General features: G+C 71.7%; 17 protein-coding genes. 11 read left to right on the top strand and 6 right to left on the bottom strand.

What is annotated here, in order from left to right:
* Positions 1-97: 97 nt before the first annotated feature.
* Positions 98-697 (bottom strand): TetR/AcrR family transcriptional regulator, encoded by a 600-nt coding sequence (locus ACWDD9_RS33095; protein ID WP_449813637.1) that lies wholly within the window; start codon positions 695-697, stop codon positions 98-100.
* A gap of 56 nt (positions 698-753) precedes the next feature.
* Here ACWDD9_RS33095 and ACWDD9_RS33090 point away from each other — a divergent pair, with 56 nt between their 5' ends.
* Positions 754-1,635 carry an alpha/beta fold hydrolase gene (locus tag ACWDD9_RS33090; protein WP_449813636.1) on the top strand — a complete coding sequence of 294 codons (882 nt, stop codon included), beginning with the start codon at positions 754-756 and terminating at the stop codon, positions 1,633-1,635.
* Positions 1,636-1,643: 8 nt separating this feature from the next.
* Here ACWDD9_RS33090 and ACWDD9_RS33085 read toward each other — a convergent pair whose 3' ends face one another.
* Entirely contained in the window at positions 1,644-1,988 is a 345-nt protein-coding gene (locus ACWDD9_RS33085) for a hypothetical protein (protein ID WP_449813635.1), read from the bottom strand.
* 189 nt (positions 1,989-2,177) lie between these two features.
* On the opposite strand from ACWDD9_RS33085, the gene ACWDD9_RS33080 reads away from it, so the two are divergent.
* The 6 genes from ACWDD9_RS33080 (at position 2,178) to ACWDD9_RS33055 (ending at position 8,878) form a co-directional block, all read left to right on the top strand.
* The gene (locus tag ACWDD9_RS33080; protein WP_416874266.1) at positions 2,178-3,029 is read left to right on the top strand and encodes a helix-turn-helix domain-containing protein; all 852 of its coding nucleotides are present in this window, start codon (positions 2,178-2,180) and stop codon (positions 3,027-3,029) included.
* Positions 3,030-3,042: 13 nt separating this feature from the next.
* Positions 3,043-3,240, top strand: a complete 198-nt coding sequence (locus tag ACWDD9_RS33075; protein WP_375874809.1) for a DUF397 domain-containing protein — start codon at positions 3,043-3,045, stop codon at positions 3,238-3,240.
* A 333-nt stretch (positions 3,241-3,573) separates the two neighbouring features.
* The gene (locus ACWDD9_RS33070; protein WP_449813634.1) at positions 3,574-4,029 is read left to right on the top strand and encodes a hypothetical protein; all 456 of its coding nucleotides are present in this window, start codon (positions 3,574-3,576) and stop codon (positions 4,027-4,029) included.
* Positions 4,029-4,433: a cupredoxin domain-containing protein gene (locus ACWDD9_RS33065; RefSeq protein WP_387966882.1), complete on the top strand. Its 405-nt coding sequence runs from the start codon at positions 4,029-4,031 to the stop codon at positions 4,431-4,433. Before ACWDD9_RS33070 ends, ACWDD9_RS33065 begins: the two co-directional genes overlap by 1 nt.
* A gap of 55 nt (positions 4,434-4,488) precedes the next feature.
* Positions 4,489-8,163, top strand: coding sequence for an HD domain-containing protein (locus ACWDD9_RS33060; RefSeq protein ID WP_449813633.1), 3,675 nt, complete (start codon positions 4,489-4,491; stop codon positions 8,161-8,163).
* 91 nt (positions 8,164-8,254) lie between these two features.
* The gene (locus ACWDD9_RS33055) at positions 8,255-8,878 is read left to right on the top strand and encodes a hypothetical protein (RefSeq protein ID WP_449813632.1); all 624 of its coding nucleotides are present in this window, start codon (positions 8,255-8,257) and stop codon (positions 8,876-8,878) included.
* Here ACWDD9_RS33055 and ACWDD9_RS33050 read toward each other — a convergent pair.
* Entirely contained in the window at positions 8,866-9,330 is a 465-nt protein-coding gene (locus ACWDD9_RS33050; RefSeq protein WP_117487037.1) for a hypothetical protein, read from the bottom strand. The genes ACWDD9_RS33055 and ACWDD9_RS33050 overlap by 13 nt on opposite strands.
* Before the next feature lie 518 nt (positions 9,331-9,848).
* Here ACWDD9_RS33050 and ACWDD9_RS33045 point away from each other — a divergent pair.
* Positions 9,849-11,018, top strand: coding sequence for an alpha/beta hydrolase (locus tag ACWDD9_RS33045; RefSeq protein WP_449813631.1), 1,170 nt, complete (start codon positions 9,849-9,851; stop codon positions 11,016-11,018).
* A 37-nt stretch (positions 11,019-11,055) separates the two neighbouring features.
* On the opposite strand, the gene ACWDD9_RS33040 is transcribed toward ACWDD9_RS33045, so the two are convergent.
* Both ACWDD9_RS33040 and kdpB read right to left on the bottom strand, forming a co-directional pair.
* Positions 11,056-11,541: a universal stress protein gene (locus tag ACWDD9_RS33040; protein WP_049650056.1), complete on the bottom strand. Its 486-nt coding sequence runs from the start codon at positions 11,539-11,541 to the stop codon at positions 11,056-11,058.
* A 189-nt stretch (positions 11,542-11,730) separates the two neighbouring features.
* Positions 11,731-13,917, bottom strand: a complete 2,187-nt coding sequence (gene kdpB, locus ACWDD9_RS33035) for a potassium-transporting ATPase subunit KdpB (protein WP_079272120.1) — start codon at positions 13,915-13,917, stop codon at positions 11,731-11,733.
* Positions 13,918-14,230: 313 nt separating this feature from the next.
* Between kdpB and ACWDD9_RS33030 the strand changes: the two genes are divergently transcribed.
* From ACWDD9_RS33030 to ACWDD9_RS33020, 3 genes are all read left to right on the top strand, one after another.
* Complete coding sequence (locus ACWDD9_RS33030) at positions 14,231-14,404, top strand: hypothetical protein (RefSeq protein ID WP_375874815.1); 174 nt, start codon at positions 14,231-14,233, stop codon at positions 14,402-14,404.
* Between the two features lie 51 nt (positions 14,405-14,455).
* The gene (gene lysA, locus ACWDD9_RS33025) at positions 14,456-15,823 is read left to right on the top strand and encodes a diaminopimelate decarboxylase (RefSeq protein ID WP_449813630.1); all 1,368 of its coding nucleotides are present in this window, start codon (positions 14,456-14,458) and stop codon (positions 15,821-15,823) included.
* Between the two features lie 366 nt (positions 15,824-16,189).
* Positions 16,190-16,975 (top strand): DUF2785 domain-containing protein, encoded by a 786-nt coding sequence (locus ACWDD9_RS33020; RefSeq protein ID WP_449813629.1) that lies wholly within the window; start codon positions 16,190-16,192, stop codon positions 16,973-16,975.
* 88 nt (positions 16,976-17,063) lie between these two features.
* On the opposite strand, the gene ACWDD9_RS33015 is transcribed toward ACWDD9_RS33020, so the two are convergent.
* Positions 17,064-17,804, bottom strand: a complete 741-nt coding sequence (locus ACWDD9_RS33015) for an ArsR/SmtB family transcription factor (RefSeq protein WP_449813628.1) — start codon at positions 17,802-17,804, stop codon at positions 17,064-17,066.
* Position 17,805: the final 1 nt, after the last annotated feature.

The following is a 17,805-nucleotide window of genomic DNA, read 5'->3' as shown; positions in this document are numbered from 1 at the left end:
CCCCTCAAACGCGTCCAACACCGCAACTGGCCACCACCAGTCCCCGCAGTCATCGCGATCACCAGAGCAGCCACAACCTAAGTCACTGGCATTGGTCCTAGCCGGGGAAGAGCCGCCCGAGGTGGTAGCGCAGGACGGTGGTGGCGGCCTCCGCCGTTCGCTGGCCGAGGAGGACGCTGAGGCCGAGGCCGGCGGAGACGGCGAGGAGGACGACGGCCTCCTGGCGGGGGTCCAGCTGCGGGTCGGCGGTTCCGGTCTGTTGGGCGGCGGTCAGCTGGGCGGTGAGGAAGGCCTCCATCTCGTTGGGCGCGGCGAGGAACCGGGGCCCGCCGAGGGCCGGATCGGTGACGGAGAGCACCGCGTACTCGGTGTGGATGAGGTGGAAGGCCCGGCTCTCCTCGTCGGTGGGGACGGCTTCGAGCAGGACGGCTTCGATGATGCCGCGCGAGTCGGTGGCCCCGCTCGCGCGGACGCGCCGCTGGACGCGTTCGCCCATGCGGGCCGTCAGCCGGGTCATGGCGGCGAGCAGCAACCGCTCCTTGGTGTCGAAGTAGTACTGCACGAGGCGGACCGAGACGCCGGCCTCGATGGCCACCGACCGCATGGTGACGGAGTGCAGGCCGCTGTTCGCCGCCGAGCGGAGCAGGGCGTCGATGATGTGGGCCCGCCGCTCCTCGTGATCCACCAGCTTCGGCATCGGGTTCCTTCCGGATCTTTTTGTGGTACAACCATACCATCAAACAGGGAGGGATCATGACCAGGACCAGCGTCGGACACTTCGTCAGCGAGCCGGCTCGGGCGAAGTTCCTTGAGGCGTACGACCGGGCGATGGAACTCTGGCCGGGCCCGCGCCGGGAACTCGACGTCGAGACCGCGTACGGAAGCGTCCACGTCCACCGCTACGGCGCGACGACCGGCGAGCCGATCGTGCTGCTGCACGGCCACGCCGGGCACCCGTCCAACTGGTACCCGCAGATCGCGGCGCTCGGCGAGCGGCACCCCGTCTACGCGATCGACACCCTGGACGACCCGGGCCGCAGCGTGCAACGCGCCGTCGCGGCCGGGTCGGAGGAGAACGCGGCCTGGCTCGGGGAGGTGCTGGCCGGCCTCGGGCTGGAGCGGGTCCACCTGGTGGGGGTGTCGTACGGCGGCTGGCTGGCGCTCAACCAGGCGATCCACGCGCCCGAGCGGCTGGCCTCGGTCACGCCGCTCGACCCGGGCGGGATCGAGAAGGTCCCCGCGCGGTTCTACGCCCACATGGTCGGCGGCCTGTTCGGCATGCTCGCCCCGCGCCCGCTCCGCCCGGCCGTCGGCCGGCTGCTGGCCAACCCGGCACTGAGCGCGCCGCGCGAGATGATCGCACCGCTGATGCTCGCCATGCGGAGCTACAAACCGGGCGGCCGCCCACCGGCCCGGCCGTTCACGGACGAGGAGTTGGCGTCGATCGAGCTGCCGGTGCTCGTCCTGGTGGGCAGGCGCAGTGCGCTGCTGCGGCCGCGCCAGGTGGTGGAGCGGGTCACCCGCCTGATCCCCGGCGTGCGGGCGGAGATCGTCGAGAAGGCCGGACATGGACTCAACCTGGAGCGGCCCGAGTTGGTCAACGAGCGCCTGCTGGCCTTTGTCGAGCGGGAGTAGGGGGAGGTTCAGGCCGCAGCGGCATGGCTCACGGTGGCGGCCTCCGGCGGGGAGAGCCAGATCAGTCGGGCGGTGATGCCCGGCCGTCCGGAGAAGTGGCGCACGGCCCGCTCGGGCGAGGGGAGGGTCATCCGCGTCCGCCCATCGATACTGATCACGTGGCTCCGGCCGTCCGAGTCGGCGAGCCCCCAGGCCGCGACCCACCCGTCAGCGTCGTTGCCGCACACCTGGACGACGGCGAACAGCCGGGGTGCGGTGTTGAGCACGAGCCCGCACAGCTCCTGCTCGAAGGTCGGTTCGACCGGCGGGCGGAGCGTGGCCGGGCGGGAGTTTGGCGAGGGCGTAGCGCTCATGGAAGTCTCCTACATGTAGGGGAGTTGGACGCCGCGCTGCTGTCACCGCCGGCAGCGGGCATCCATGACGCAGAGTCAAAAGTAGCCAGTCGGTAGTATGTAGTCCACCGCCTTTGAGGAATCTGTATCACTACCGCTCCCATGGGTGACGGGCGCCGACGATGGCGGTCGAGAGCGAGGAGACAGCGGATGCCGCCCAGCAAGACTCCGCCGAGCATCCGGCAGCGGCGACTCGGCGCGGAGCTGCGCCGGTTGCGCGAGCAGGCGGGACTCTCGGTCACACGAGCCGGGGAACTGCACGGCACCCCGCAGTCCCGCATCAGCAACATCGAATCCGGCGGGTACCCGGTGAGCGCGGATCGCGTACGGACCCTGGCGCGTCTCTACGGCTGCGCGGACGACGCCCTGATCGAGGCGCTGACGCACATGACCGGCGGCCGCACGCGCGGTTGGTGGGAGGAGTACCGCGAGATCCTCCCGGCCGGAGCGCTCGACCTGGCGGAACTCGAACATCACGCGCAAGCGATGCGGATCGCCTCCGCGATTCACATCCCCGGACTCCTCCAGACCCCGGAACACGCTCGCGCGCTCTTTCGGGACGTCGTTCCACCCCTCTCGCCACCGGAAGTGGAACACCTCGTCTCCCACCGAATCAAACGGCAGGCAGTGCTCCATGGCGAGCAGCCGGTCCCGCTGTCTGCGATCGTCCACGAGGCAGCTCTGCGCATAGGCTTCGGCGGTCCGAAGGTCGCTCGTCAGCAACTGGAGTATCTGCTGACCGTAAGCGAGCAACCTCACATCGACCTGCGGGTGATTCCGTTCGATACCGGAAGCTACCCCGGCTCTGGCGCCGGGATTGTGTACTTCGAGGCCGAGGTCGCACGATTGGACAGTGTCCAGGTTGATGGAGATCGATCCGAGTTCATCGACACTGAGCCGCAGTTGATCAAGTATCGGGCTGTGATGGACCGCTTGGAGACGATCGCGCTCCAGCCCGATCCATCCCGCGACCTCATCCGCCGTGTCGCGCAGCGTATCTGAGACAGGACTGAGTATGGCCTTCCACAACTGGCAGAAGTCCTCGTTCAGTGGCGACGCCGCCAACTGCATCTACGTCGCAGCGGTCGCCGACGGAGCTGTTCAGATCCGCGAGAGCGATGACCCCGGCATCGTCCTCTCCACTTCGCCCGGCGCGCTCGGCGCACTCCTGTGCGGCGTCAAGGCGGGGGAGTTCGACCACCTGACGACGTGACCTGTGCGGAGTGCACCCTTCCGGCCCGTGCCCCAGGCGTCCTGGGGCACGGGCCGACGTCATTCCCCCTGCGTGCGTGAGAAGTCGGCCAGGTCGACTTCTCACGCACACCATCGGGCGGGGCCGGCCGCCCGGGCCTCGTCGTAGCGCCGCAGTACGAGGCGGGCGAGGGTCGGGTGGGGGCGGTTGGGACCGGCTGGGGGAGGGCTGCGGACGGGGCGCTGGGCTGTTGGTATGACGTTCGGACGGTTGGGCGCGCGGGTGGATCTCCGGCCGATTAACGTCGGCCGCAATGCGTTCGTACGCCCATACGTCCTCAGACCGGAGGTTTCAGTGCAGCGGTGGATCATCCTGACGGTACTCACCTCGGCCCTCACCGGCCTCACCGGCGCCGCCGGGGCCGCCGTACCGGCCCGGGCCGACGAGCCGGTCCCCACCACCGTCACCCTCGGCGACGCCGTTATCGACGCCAAGCGCCCCGGCCGGGTCCGGGTACAGGTCGAGTACCTCTGCTCGATCGCGGACGAGGCCCGCTCGCTCACCGTCTCGGTCGAGCAGAGGGACCCGGAGGACAACACCGCCATCGCCTTCGGCTCCAGCCGGACCGCGGAGACGGACGTGATCTGCGACGGCACGCCGCAGACCCGGCAGGTCCTCGTCCAGTCCAAGACCACCAACTGGATCCCGGACGTCGACGCCGTCCTGACCACCACCGTCTCCAACATCGGCGCCACCCCCTCGGCCGCCGCCGACTCCAAGCGGGTCAAGCTGCTCGCCACCCCCGCCTGATGCGGACCCTCCTCCGGGCCTCGGCGCTCCTGCTCGCCGCGGGCCCCGTACTGACCGGCTGCGTCAGCTCGTTCATGGTGCCGGGCCCGGAGGAGACCAGCAGTACCGTCGCGCCGCCGTCGCCGTCCACGGCCCCGCCGTCGCCCAGCCCCTTCACGGGGACGGTGACGATCCGCGACTTCTCCTTCGAGCCGGCCGACTTCACCCTCAGCCCGGGCACAGCGGTCACCGTGACCAACACCGGCACCACCGCCCACACCCTCACCGCCCAGGACGGCACCTTCGACACCGGCCCGATCGCCCCGGGCGGCAGCGCGACGCTCACCGCTCCCACGCAGCCCGGTGCGTACTCGTACCTCTGTACGTTCCACCACTTCATGCGCGGGATTCTGACCGTGGCGTGAGGGGCTATTGCCCTACGCTCGTCCCCTGCACATGGGGACGGGGAGGGTACGAGGGATGGTCGACAGCACGTCGAACTCGGCGGACAGGGTGCACGGGACGGTCGTGCAGACCGGAAGCATCGGCGTTCTGAACATGGGCGGGAGTCAGCCCCCGGCCGTACCGGAAGGGGCCGACGAGTGGGTGCGGGCCGCTGCCGAGTCACGGGCCTGGAAGCACGTCCGGGAGGACCGGGACGCCGAGCCGTACCGGTGCGTCGCCCTGAAGGCGGTCGGTGAACTGGCCCGGCTGCGGGACGAGACGGTGCTCGCCGAAGACCCGTGGCAGGACCCCGGGATCGCGGTGCGTTTCGCTTCACGGGTCGACTGGCTGCTCGGTGACGATCGGCTCGACCTCTACCCGGCCGAGGCCGCACTGCTGGCCGTCCTGCCGTTCCTCTACCGGGTCCGCTCGCTGCGCCTGGCGACGGCGCGCGCCTCCGTGCGTCCGACCGAACTCTCCTCCTCACTCGACCCCGACGCTGACCGCGCGGCGTACGAGCAGTTCATCGAGTCCTACGACCTGCTCGTGGGCCGCACCCGGACCCGCCCCGCCTCTGCCGCCACGCTCGGCTGGTGGCTCTTCCACCGCTGGCTCGACCAGCACGAGGACCTCGCCGGCCCCGAGGGCGTCCAGGAGATCATCGACCAGTTGCCGATGCTCGCCGACCTCGGCGAGACCTTCGCTCTCAAGCGCGTCTGCGCCCTGCTGCACGGTCTCCGCCGGGGCCCCGACGTCGGCAACCGCGACTACCTGGCAGGCCTCAGCGCCGACGACCACCTGCGGGCCCCCGGCGAACAACACGTCCGGGAGCCCAGGTTGGCCCTGCTGCTCGCGCTGGCGTACGGGACTGCCATCGAGATGACGGCGCTACCCGAGATCGTGGCCGAACACCTCGGCATCCCGCACGAGGTCGACCTCGTCGGCCTGCGCCGAACGCTGGACGAGGCCGCGTGGGGCGGCTCCTACGACCTGCCGGTACTGCGCGCCGAGTGCCACCACGAGGCGGTAGTCGAAGGACTGCGCGAGTACACCGCCCGGGCCGACGAACTCCTCCACGCCGTCCGCCGTGTCCTCACCGACCATCCACTCCCCACTCGCCTCACCTCCGACGAAGCCGCCCCCGCCGCCGGCGCTTTCACCGGCTGGGCGCGCTTCCGCATGGACGAACGCCGGGTCCGCAGCCTGCTGATGGGCGTAGAGCTCTACCGTGACCGGGACCTGGCGGTTCGCGAGCTCTACCAGAACGCGCTCGACGCCTGCCGGTACGCGCGGGCCCGGGTGCAGTACCGGAAACAGTCCCGGACCTTCTTCATGGGCGAGTATTCCTACGAAGGCCTGATCGACTTTCGGCAGGGCGTGGACGAGGAGGGCCGCGCCTACCTGGAGTGCGTGGACAACGGCGTCGGCATGGGGGAGGAGGAGCTGAGGGGAGTCTTCTCCAAGGCCGGCGCCCGCTTCGCCGAGCAACTGGACTTCAAGCTAGAGCGTGCCGAGTGGCGGAAGGCCGACCCGCCCGTCGAGTTGCATCCCAATAGCCGTTTCGGCATCGGTGTGCTGAGCTACTTCATGCTCGCGGACGAGATCAGGGTCAGCACGTGCCGCATGAACGCTCGTTGCGAGTTGGGCCCGCAGCTGGAGGTCTCCATCTACGGTCCGAGCCATCTCTTCCGCATCGTCAGGCGATCGGATCAGGGCGAGAAGCCCGGTACCACGGTCCGTCTCTACCTGAGGGAGGACATCGACCTCGGGCAGTCCTGGTCGGCCGTCGACGTCCTCGAACGCCTCCTGGGGATCGCGGAGTTCCGGACGAAGGCGGTTCATGGCGAGCGAGATGTCGAGTGGGTGCCGAAGAAGCTGCGGACCAGGAAGGCGAGTCCGATGGAGGAGACCGGTCTCAACGCCTTTGGCACGATCGTCCCATGGGAGAACGCCCCCGATGGCGCACAGGTGATTTGGTGCGAGTACGGCGGGGCGCTGCTGGTGGACGGCCTTTTTGTTCAGCCCTCGACAGAAGGTGAAATCCTCGGGGCTGGAAGGAAGTTGAGCGGAGTGGTCGTGAACCTCTCCGGCACGTGGTCGCCGGGCAAGTTGTCCGTCGATCGCAGGCTCGTCATCGACGAGGTGTCCGACCGCGTTCGCCACCTGCTGGAGGGGGCGGCATCCGAACTGGCGGAAACCGACTCGACGTTGCTCAGTATGGAATGGCTGGACGGCGTGATGGAGAGCCATGTCGGCGTCGCCGACATCGTGGCCGCCCAGTGCATTCGGCGAGGTCGGACATTCGAATACTGCGGCTTCGAGTTCGACACTCGAAGCACAGGATGTCTTCCCCTGGATGTCGATCTCTTTCGGAGGTTGGGAATTCCGGCACCCGCAAGACGCCGTGGGCTGGTATCAGTGACCGGTACACCGGCCGACTCGGCGGTTCTCTGGAGACTGCTGGCGCACGACCGGCAGGATCAGCTGGGGCCACTTGCGGAGTTCTGGCCCGCGCTCGCGACTGCCGCTCGCGGACGGGTCGCCATGCCCTCGGATGAGCTTGCGATAGTGAACCACGAACGGAATAGGAGGGCTTGGAAGCACAATCACCACCGAGTGCCGGCTACGGTCACCGACTTGTTGGAGGAGGCGAGCCGGTCGGACCGCCCGGTGGTCGAGGTGGCCGCGAACTGGTCGGCAGAGGGAGCGGGCGTTCCCCAAGCGGTGCTTGACCTCGCGCTCGTCATCGAGTCCGATCCGGTGTTCCTCTGGGGCACCGAGGAAGGGCGAAGGCTTCGTGAGTGGCCGGAGCCAGGCGAGGCCATCGAACCCGGCTACTTGGCGAAGGCCAGTGCCGTACTGAGGGTGTCCGTCGCCGAGGTCGCCGCGGCGATGGCAGCGCACGGACTCGACGCCGACTGCACGGGACTCCCAGACCGGCCATCGGATGACCTGGCGGTCATACTCAGCCGCTACCTTGACGGCACCTCTCCCTGGCTGAGCCGGTCGTGCACTGTTGCTGTGGCGCACGTGTTGCGCGTGGCGAGAGAGACGGAGACCGGCATCGACGAGGTGCTCGGGTCCTTCGCGAGGTTGGGCTTCCGTACTCCCCGGATGCCGGGAGACGCCTCGGTGGAGGATCTGGCCGTCTTCTGCGAGGGGCCCGGTTGGGGAGAGCCGACGGAGGTTCTCTTCCAGGACATGTTCGGTCCTCTGAGATCCGGTGGACACACCCTGGAGGAGGTGATCGGCCGGTACCGGGCGTACGGATCGCCGTTGTTCCTTCCAGGCCCGGCCGATCGCCTTGATTGGGAGTTGTTCCAGAGCAACGATGCGATGAGGTGGGGAGAGCTGACCGTGGGTGATGCGGTCCCGTACTCCCGTTTGATCATGGCGGCAGAACGCCTGTACAGGAGTCCGGAGGAGCTGGCGCACCACCTGAGGTCTCGGGGAGTGGTTGTGTCCGGCAACGGCCTGCCTCCTGGCCTGACGCACCGGCAGGCCTTGGACCTGGTCGAAGCCATTGGCGATGATGTGGGTCTGGTAGCTACGGGCCGCTGGTTGGCGCCCCTCCTTCAAGTCTCGAACCGCACCGGCAGGCCGATCGCGCAACTCGTCGACTGGTACCGAGAGTGGGGCATCCCCGTACCCGACCTCGCCGAGCTGATCCGCGACGCTCTCGCCCGGGTGCCCATGGCCGACCCCTCCTGAGCACCGAATCCACCCGTGAACAGGGCTGCTGCAACGTGCCTCCTTGTTCTACAGTTCTGTAGAACATTACGCACGGCGATCGGGGACGAGCATGGACAGGCCGCTTCGGCTGCCGCAGCAGGATCGGGCGGACTTCGAGACGGAGCTCGGGCGGGCGCTCTCGGCGCCGGAGGTGCGGGCGGCGTTGAGGGCGAGTGGGGAGGAGGCCCGGGGGGTGGAGCGGTTGCGGCGGACGGCGCGGGAGAACGCGGAGTTCGTGCTGGCCGCGGCGGCGCCGGAGTACGAGCGGTACGCGGCGTTGCGGGCGGACGCCGATGCGGTGGCGCGGCTGCCGGTGGATGTGCCGGCCAGGGAGCGGGCGTCGGGGTGGTGGGGGGTGCTGGGGGTGGTGGTGCCGATCATCGCCGTGGGGGCGGCGGTGGTGTTCCTGCTGCTGGGTTCCGTGCTGGGGCTGGTCGAGGACATGGAGGTGCTGGCGCACGCGCTGGTGGACGCCGGGTGGGTGTCGGCCGGGGCGGGTGCGGTGAGTCTGCTGGTGGGCGGGCTGGGGTTGCTGGGGGCGGCCCGGGTGCGGGGGCCGGAGGCCGGGGAGGCGGCGGACGGGCCGGGGGAGCTGGTGCTGGCGCGGGATGCCTGGCGGTCGGCGCTGGCGGAGCGCGGGCTGGTGCCGTACCTGGTGGCGCAGGCGAGTGCGGCGCCTGGTCAGCGGCGCTGATCGAGTCTCGCCGTGCGGGCGGCGTCGACGAGGAGCTGGGCGGCGTCCGGCGGGATGGCCAGGCGGCGGGCGATCCAGGGGGCGGGGCGGCCGGCCCGGGCGAGCATCCAGGCGGAGTACAGGTGGCCGAGCTGGGGGGCGTTCTCGGCGAGCAGTATGGGGCGGACGGCCTCCATCGGGAAGCCTTCGAGGGCGCGGGCGCTGTACTCGCGGCCGTTGGGGCCGGGTGGGGGTAGCGGGAGTGGACGGCGGAGGTCGATCCAGCGGCTGAGCAGGACCGCGCCGACCACCAGGAGGCCGGTGCCGGAGGCGCCGATCAGGATGCCGCCGATGACGGGGCGGTCCTCCTCCTCGGCCATGCCGAGGGCGATCTCCTCCAGGACGAGCAGGCCGAGCACGGTGAGCAGCACCGCGGCTTCGGCGGGGCGCGGGTGGGTCCGGGACGTCGTCATGCGGAACCTCTTCCTCGGCGGGGCGGCCGGGGGTTTCGGGCGGGCGCGGCGATTCACCTTCCGTACAACGGGCGGTGGGCGGCCCGGGGCACGCGTCACGGTTCAGGCGGTGAAATCGCGGATGAGAATTGACGGACCGTCAAGAAGGCGATGTGGACGGCTTGTTGGCCGATCGGGAAGGGCCGGCCGGGTGGGCCGTCTGGCGGAGGCTGCGACCGCACCTCCTTCCGGTCGGGCGCACCTGGGCGGTGCGTGCGTCGACGGGGCGAGGGGCCCGACCAGGGGTGGGCTTCGGGTCAGCATAGCCTGGGCATGCCAACTTCGACAGGCTTGTCGAAGTTGCGGAACCCGGGCTCGCGGTGGCGTGCCCGGAGGTGTCCGACCGGCTACTTTGAGTACGGAGCTCCGCTTCCACGGCCGGCCTTCGCGGCAGGGTTCCACAGCGCCGGGTGCCACAGCCGGGTTCCGCGGCCGGGTTCCGTGGCCGGGATTCACGGCGGTAGGGGAGGTCGGGGCCGATGGGGCTCACCAACCACAAGCTGCTGGCGCTGATGGCGCTGCTCGCGGTGTTCACGGTGCTCGGCACGCTGTGGGTCTGGCCCCGGCTGGCCGTCCGGAGCTGGCCCGCGATGTTCCTGCGGCTCGGCACCATCGCCGTCACCCAGCTGGCCCTGCTGGTCACGCTGGGGCTCGCCGTCAACGACTACTTCGTGTTCTACAGCAGCTGGTCCGACCTGCTGGGACGCGAGCACGGCGCGGGGGTGATCCGGGGGACGGGCGGCGGTACGGGGACGGGCGGCGGTACGGCGGCGGGCGGCGGCACCGGTGCGGGCGCGGCCGGCGTGCAGGTGCTCGGTCCGGCGGAGATCACCGGCGCGGGGGCGGTCGGCAGCGATCCGGCCCGGATCGGGCGGCTCGACCGGGTGCGGCTGCCCGGGGCGACCACCGGGCTGAGCTCCGACGGCTACGTCTACCTGCCGCCGCAGTACTTCCAACCCGGCGGCGAGGCGCGGCACTTCCCGGCCGTGCTGGTGCTGACCGGCTTCCCCGGCGACGCCGCCAACCTGGTCACCAAGCTGCGCTACCCGGCGGCCGAACTCGACCTGCTGCGCAAGGGGTCGATGCAGCCGACCGTCCTGGTGCTGATGCGGCCCTCGCCGACCATGCCCCGGGACAGCGAGTGCGAGGACATCCCGAACGGGCCGCAGGCGCAGCGCTACTTCACCACCGACGTGCCCGCCGACCTGCGGGCCTCCTACCGGGTGCTGGACGGCACCGGCAGCCTGGGGATCGTCGGCGACTCGACCGGCGGCTACTGCGCGGTCAAGCTGGGCATGGAGCACCCGCGGACCTTCCCGGCGGCCGTCTCGCTCTCCGGCTACTTCAGGGCGGCGGAGGACGTCACGACGGGCGACCTCTTCGCGGGCGACCCGCAGCGCCGCGCCGAGGCCGACCTCGACTGGCGCCTGGCCCACCTGCCGATGCCGCCCCTGGCGGTGCTGCTCGCGGACAGCAAGGAGGACGGCAGCACCTACGCCGACTCCAGCGCCTTCGCGGCGGCGGCCCGTCCACCGCTGGTGGTCGACCAGGAGACGGTCGACACCGGCGGCCACAACTTCACCACCTGGGGCCGGCTCATCCCGCCCGCCCTCGGCTGGCTGAGCGCCCACCTGCGCGTCCCGGAGTAGCGCAAGTGGGCGTCAGCAGAAGGCCGGTGACGATCTGTCAGCGGGCCAGCAGGGGGAGTGGCGCGCCGGTGCGGGCCGGGAGTTCGAGGCGGGTGAGGAGGGCCGAGGGCGAGACCTCGACCACCCGGCAGCCGGCCCGGTGGCGGCAGTGGCGGGCGACCGATCCGTGCCGCAGGCGGTCCAGGCGGCGGCGGGTGGCGGCGCCGAGGACGAGCAGGTCCGCCGGGCCGGTGACGGCGCCGACCAGGGCGGGGCCGGGCTCGGCGTTGACCACCAGCGGGTGGATGACCAGGTCGGAGGGGTAGCCGCCGTAGGCCTGGTCGAAGGCGACGTCGAGGCGTCGCCGGGCGGCGTGCTCCAGTTCGGAGAGCGGCCGTAGGCCGTCCCGTTCGTTGGCGGCCCAGGCGGCCACGGGCACCAGCACCGCCTGGTGCCGGGCCGCCTCGCCGACGGCGTGGTAGAGGGCGGCCAGACTGCTCAGTGATCCGCTCAGGCCGACGATCACTCGGGTGGTCCCGGTCATGGCCGTTCGCCTCCGTCTCTCCGGCGGCTCTCTCCATCGGGCTCCGCCGGTTCGGAACTCCTTGCTTCGGATGTCTCCAGTGAACCCCGGAACGGAGCCGTCCGTACCGCCGCTGACACCACCATGACGCGGGTCGCCCACATTTTGACAGCGCTCTGACGGGCCGGTCGGGATCCCCCGGCCGATCGCTCAGCCCAGCCCCGGGACGAACTGGACGATCAGGTCGATCGCCTTGATGCCGAGGAACGGCAGCACCAGCCCGCCCAGTCCGTACACCCGCAGGTTGCGCCGGAGCAGGTCGGTCGCGGAGGCCGGCTGGTAGCGCACGCCGCGCAGGGCGAGCGGGATCAGGGCGACGATGATCAGCGCGTTGAAGATGATCGCGGAGGCGATCGCCGAGGTGGGGCTGTGCAGCTCCATGATGTTGAGGTGGTGCAGCCCGGGGTAGGCGTTCGCGAACATCGCGGGGATGATCGCGAAGAACTTGGCCACGTCGTTGGTGATCGAGAAGGTGGTCAACGCACCCCGGGTGATGAGGAGTTGCTTGCCCACCCGGACGATCTCGATCAGCTTCGCCGGATTGGAGTCGAGGTCGACCATGTTGCCGGCCTCCTTGGCGGCCGGGGTGCCGGAGTTCATCGCGACGCCGACGTCCGCCTGGGCGAGGGCGGGGGCGTCGTTGGTGCCGTCGCCGGTCATCGCGACCATGTTCCCGGCGGCCTGTTCGCGCCGCAGGTGGGCGAGCTTGTCCTCCGGGGTGGCCTCGGCGAGGAAGTCGTCCACCCCGGCCTCGGCGGCGATGGCGCGCGCGGTCAGCGGGTTGTCCCCGGTGACCATGACGGTACGGATGCCCATCCGCCGCAGCTCGGCGAAGCGTTCGGCGATGCCCTCCTTCACCACGTCCTTGAGCTCGACCACGCCCAACGCCCGTGCGCCGTGCCGGTCGTGGACGGCGACCAGCAGCGGGGTGCCGCCGGCCCCGGCGATCCGGTCCACCAGCGGTTCGGCCTCCGCCGGCAGTCGCCCGCCGGAGTCCGCGACCCAGCGGGCGACGGCGTTCGCCGCGCCCTTGCGGACCAGGCAGGTGGTGCCGTCCGGCCAGGTGAGGTCGACGCCGCTCATCCGGCTGTGGGCGGTGAACGGTACGGGCTGCTGCTCGCCGAGTTCGCCGGGGGAGCGCGGCGGCACCCAGTACTGACGGTTCGTCAGTTCGACCAGTGACCGCCCCTCCGGTGTCCCGTCCGCGACGGAGGCCAACTGGGCGGCCTCGGCGAGCTGTTCGGTGGTCGCCCCGGGCAGCGGGTGCAGGGCGACGGCCCGCCGGTTGCCGTGGGTGATGGTGCCGGTCTTGTCGAGCAGCAGCACGTCCACGTCCCCGGCGGCCTCCACCGCCCGGCCGGAGAGGGCGACCACGTTGCGCTGCACCAGCCGGTCCATCCCGGCGATGCCGATCGCGGAGAGCAGCGCGCCGATCGTGGTCGGGATCAGCGCGACCATCAACGCGACCAGCACGATGGTGGTTTGGGGCGCGTGCGCGTAGACGGCCATCGGCTGGAGCGAGACCACCGAGAGTAGGAAGACGATGGTCAGGGAGGCCAGCAGGATGTTGAGCGCGATCTCGTTCGGCGTCTTCTGCCGGTCGGCGCCCTCGACCAGGGCGATCATCCGGTCCACGAAGCTCTGCCCGGGGCGGGAGGTGACCCGGACGACCAGGTGGTCGGAGAGCACCCTGGTGCCGCCGGTGACGCCGGTGCGGTCGCCGCCGGACTCGCGGATGACGGGTGCCGACTCCCCGGTGATCGCCGACTCGTCGACCGTGGCGACGCCCTCGACCACCTCGCCGTCCCGCGGGACCACCTCGCCGGCCGGGACGAGCACGATGTCGTGCACCATCAACTGCTCGGCGGGGATGACCTCGTGGCGGTGGTCGCGGGTGCCGACCCGCCAGTGCAGCAGCCGCCGGGCGGTGGTGGCGGACTGGGCGCGGCGCAGCGACTCGGCCTGCGCCTTGCCGCGGCTCTCCGCGACGGCCTCGGCGAGGTTGGCGAACAGCACGGTCAGCCAGAGCCAGAAGGAGATCACCCAGGCGAAGACGCCCGGGTGGAGGACGGCGCTGATCGTGGTGAGCGCGGAGCCCGTCTCCACCACCAGCATCACCGGGTTGCGCATCATGGTGCGCGGGTGGAGCTTGCGGACGGCGGCGGGCAGCGCCTCGGCCAGCTGGCGGCGGGTGATCAGCCGGCGGCGGCCGCCCGGCGAGGTGGGCCGGTGGCTCGGCGGCGGCTCGGGCGCGGGGGCCGCGGTGCGCTCCGGGCGGCGGAACCAGTTCTGCTGGTCGGGGGTGTTGTCCGGGGTGGTGAGGGCCGAACGGCGCATCGTCTCGGGGGACCTTCCGGGCCGCCCCGGTTCGTCGGGGCGGCGGGTTCGGGTGGGGCTGCGGGGACGGCGGACAGCCCACCACCGGAGAACCGGGGGACATGCCGCTCTTGACACAGGATTGGCGGCGAAACCCCCGTCCTTGACGGAGCTCTGACACCGCCGCCGGCCGGCCGCCGGACGGCTGTCAGGAAGGCGTCAAGGACGGGCCCCGGGCCGTACGCCCTGCGTCAAGGGCGGGTGCGGTCGGTGTGCGGAGGGTCTCCACTGGAGGGGTGCGGCCGCCCGGGCCGTCGTCTGGAGGGACCCCGCCATGACCACTGTCACCGCCGTCATCGACGTCGACGAGCCGCTGGAGCGGACGGTCCGCCTCGTGCCCGCCGCCTGGCGCCGGGACCGCCCCGAGCCGCCGGAACCGTCCCCGGCCGCCGACCGGGACCGCACCCGCCCGGCGAACTGCCGCTTCGCGATGCACTACGAGGACTGACACCCGTCAGGGCGTCCGCCGCCCACGCGCCCACCCAGAGGAGCAGCCGCCATGACCCAGCTCATCGCCCCGCCCGTCCCCACCACCCCCGGGACCGCCCCTGGAGCCGTCTCCGCCGACGTGCTCGGCGGCCCCTGGCCGGCCACGGCGCGGCCCGGCCGGGGAGCCGATCTGCTGATCGGCGGGGTCGGGCTGGCCGAGGCCGCCGAGCGGTTCGGCACCCCGCTGTACGTGCTGGACGAGGCCGAGGTCCGGGGGCGGGCCCGGGCGTACCGGCGGGCGCTGCCGCACGCCGAGGTGCTGTACGCGGCCAAGGCCTTCCTCTGCAGCGCGATGGCCGACTGGGTGGAACAGGAGGGGCTGGGCCTGGACGTCTGCTCGTCGGGCGAGCTGTGGCTGGCGGTCTCGGCCGGCTTCCCGGCGCAGCGGATCCTGCTGCACGGCAACGCCAAGTCCCCGGAGGAACTGCGGCTGGCGCGGCGGCTGCGGGTCGGGCGGATCGTCATCGACGGCCCGGCTGAGATCGCGCGGCTGGCCGCCCTGGTGGCCGCCGACACGCCGCAGAAGGTGCTGGTCCGGATCGTCCCGGGGATCGCCGCCGGACACCACGCGGCGGTGCGGACCGGGGTCGGCGGGCAGAAGTTCGGCTTCCCCGTCGAGGGCGGCGACGCGGCCGACGCGATCGCCCGGGTGCTCGACCAGCCGGGGCTCGAACTGGCGGGCCTGCACTGCCACCTGGGCTCGCAGATCACCTCGGTCGAGCCGTACCTGGAGGCGGTGGACGCGGTGGTGCGGCTGCTCGCCGAGACCTGGGACCGGCACGGCGTCGAACTGCCCGAACTGGACCTCGGCGGCGGCCACGGCATCAGGTACCTGCCCGGGGACGAGGAGTTGGACCTCGCCGAGTTCGCCGTCCGGGTCACCGACCGGCTGGCGGTGCGCTGCGCCGAGGCCGACCTGGACGTGCCCCGGCTGATCGTCGAACCCGGCCGCGCGATCGCCGGACCGGCCGCCGTGGCGGTCTACCGGGTGCTGTCCGTCAAGCACACGGCGGACGGCCGCTGCTTCGTCGCGATGGACGGCGGCATGAGCGACAACCCGCGCCCGGCCCTGTACGGATCGCCGTACACGGTGCGGCTGGTCGGCCGCCGCTCGGAGGCGGGGGAGACACGGGTCGACGTGGTCGGCCGCCACTGCGAGGCCGGGGACGTGCTCGTCCGCGACGCCGCACTGCCCGCCGACCTGCGCCCCGGCGACCTGCTGGCGATGCCGGCGGCCGGCGCCTACCAGCTGTCCATGGCGTCCGGCTACAACCTGGTCGGCCGCCCGGCCGTGGTCGCGGTGAAGGACGGCCGGGCCCGCCTGCTGATCCGGCGCGAGACGGTCGAGGACTTCCGCCTGCGCGAGGTCGGCCGCTGACGGCGGACGGCGGCCGCGCGGGAAGTCGGCCCGGCCGACTTCCCACGCGGGACCGGGCGGGGGTTCGCCGTCAGTCGCTCGCGGAGGGCCCCGGGCCGGCGCCGCGCGGGACGCAGGGGGCGACGACGGTCAGGTGCAGGGTGTCCGGCGCCGTGCCGGAATCGCCCATCACGACCGAGGCGGTGAACCTGTTCGCGTCGTTGGACAGGTCCAGCCGCTTGTCGTCCCTGTGCTCGACGGACTCGATTTTATCGGAGTGATGATCCTTTTCGGGCGGGTGTGGATCGGATCCAACCGGTCGGGGCCTTGCCGGCGAGGGCGAAAATGCAGGTGGAAGGGCTCGGCGGCCGCCGGTAGGGTCCGCGCGTGACGAACTGGCGTGAGATCTACGAGAACGACTGCGCGCTTCCCCCGGGGCGTGGGCTGGACGAACTGACCGCGGAGTTGGCGGTGGCTCTGGGGGATCCGGACCCGGAGGTCAGGGACGGTTACCCGTACGCGGTGCTGGACGCCTGGATACGGGGCGGGGTGATCGACGGTGAGGGGTGTCTGGCGCTCGGGGACCTGATGGCGGAGCGCTTCAGCGATCCGCGGATCGAGGCCAGGACGTTCGCCCCGCTCGTCCTGAAGATGATCGTGGGTCAGGGGGTGCTCAGGCCGTCGTGGCTCGACGCGTTCGCCGGCTGGTACCGCGCGGAGGCCGACCTGCGGGGCCGTGACGACGCGCTCGGGTGGCTGCACGCGGTGGCGCACGGGGCGGACCTGCTGGGGGCCTTCGGGCTGCGGCCCGAGGTCGACCCCGAACCGCTGCTCGCGCTCGCCGCCGAGCGTCTGCTGGCCCCGACGGAGTACCTGTTCGCGGAGCGTGAGGACGACCGGCTCGCCAAGGCCGTGGCCCTCGTCCTCACCCGCCCCGACCTGACACCGGAGCGGTCGACCGCCTGGCTGTCGCCGATCGCCGAGGCCCTCGCCCCGTACGAGCGCGGGCCGATGCCGGTCTGGGCCTCCAACACGGTGCGCACCCTGCGCGCCCTGTACGTGCTGGCGGACCTCGGTGTTTCGGTTGAGCGCGGGGGCCGGCCCGTCCCGCTCGTCCACGGTGAGGTGGTCAAGGCCCGGGTGGCCGAGGTCCTGCGCCCGGTGCTCCCGTAGCGCCGCGCGGCCGGGAGCGCGAGAAGTCGGCCCGGCCGACTCCTCGCGTGGGCCCCGTTCGCGCCCGGCCCCGAGCGTCCCGGGGAGGCTAGTCCGCCTCCTGGTCCCGGGACGGCATGTCGGTGGCCGCGGGCAGTCCGAGGTGCTCGCGCAGTTCACGTCTGCCCAGATCCGTGACGGCGAGGGCGCGGGTGGTTCCGATCCGGGTCAGCCACCCCGTGGCCAGGGCGTGCCCGCAGACGGCGGCGCCGACGGCCCCGCCCAGGTGCGGGCGCCGTTCGGTCCAGTCCAGGCAGGCGCGTACCAGCGGCCTGCGGGAGGCGTCGGGCAGTGCGATGCCCAGGTCTCCGAGCCAGGCCGCCCCCTTGACGGTGAGCGACGGATCGGCGCCCCAGTCCAGCAGGCCGCGATCGGCCATCGAGTCGGTGACGGCCAGGCCCAGTTCCCCGGCCAGGTGGTCGTAGCACATCCGGGCCCGGGCCAGAGCCCGCTGCCGGCCCGAGCCCGACAGCGAACGCGGTCCGGGGGCGCGGTGCGGCGCGAGCGCGGCGAGGCTCTCGATCAGGGCCATCACGCGCGGATCGGCCATTCGCAGGTAGCGGTGGCGCCCGTGCCGTTCCTCGACGAGGAGTCCGCCGCGTACGAGCACGTTCAGATGCTCGGTCGCGGACGAGGCCGCGACACCGGCGTGGCGGGCCAGTTCCTTGGCCGTCCAGGCCCGGCCGTCCAGCAGGGCCAGACAGAAGTCCGCCCTGGTGCCGTCGGCCAGCAGCCTGGCCACGACGGCCAGGTCCACGCCGACGTCCCGGCTCTCGCGCTGATCGTCCATG

The sequence above is a fragment of the Kitasatospora sp. NPDC001119 genome (assembly GCF_053598475.1).
Note: the sequence above shows the minus strand (reverse complement) of the source record. Positions and strands in the feature narration are given on the sequence as shown.